This window comes from Psychrobacter sp. 1Y4 (genome assembly GCF_051847555.1).
In genome coordinates, this window is record NZ_JBPYDE010000964.1 from 1 (window position 1) to 558 (window position 558).

The 558-nt window shown below is 44.4% G+C and carries 1 protein-coding gene; it reads left to right on the forward strand.

Annotation, left to right across the window (positions count from 1 at the left end):
* A partial coding sequence (locus ACS8FC_RS19860; protein ID WP_439298050.1) for a sigma-70 non-essential region-containing protein occupies positions 1-558 on the forward strand: 558 nt, incomplete at both ends.

The following is a 558-nucleotide window of genomic DNA, read 5'->3' on the forward strand; positions in this document are numbered from 1 at the left end:
TATTCGTGATGTGCAGCATGCTATGTCTTATTGGCCTGGCACCGTACAGTTCGTCCTTGACGAGTATCAAAAAGTACAAGATGGCGAAAAGAAACTATCTGACGTTATCACGGGTTTTTTAGATCCTGAAACCGAAGAAGACAAAATCGCCGCTCAAGAAGCCAAAGACGCGGCAAAAGAAGAGCGTGAACGCATCAAAGAAGAAAAAGAAAATCCACCTATCATCAAAGCTAAAGTGAATGCCAAAGCAGCCGCACTTGATGACGATGATGATGAAGACGAAGACGACGTGGAAGAAGAAGCTGAAGAAGAAACCAGCGGTCTTGATCCAGAAGAAGTACGTCTACGTCTAGAAGAGATTGAGCATCTATTTATCAAAGCCAAGCAAGCGCTGCTTGATTATGGCCGTGGTAGCGTACAGGCTGATACTGCGTATGCCCTACTTGCTGAACGCTTTATGATGTTAAAGCTAAACAATCGCTTGTCAGACCAAGTTATGGCGATTATGCATGATGTCTATGACGACGTGCGTAAGCAAGAGCGTCAAATCATGCGTTT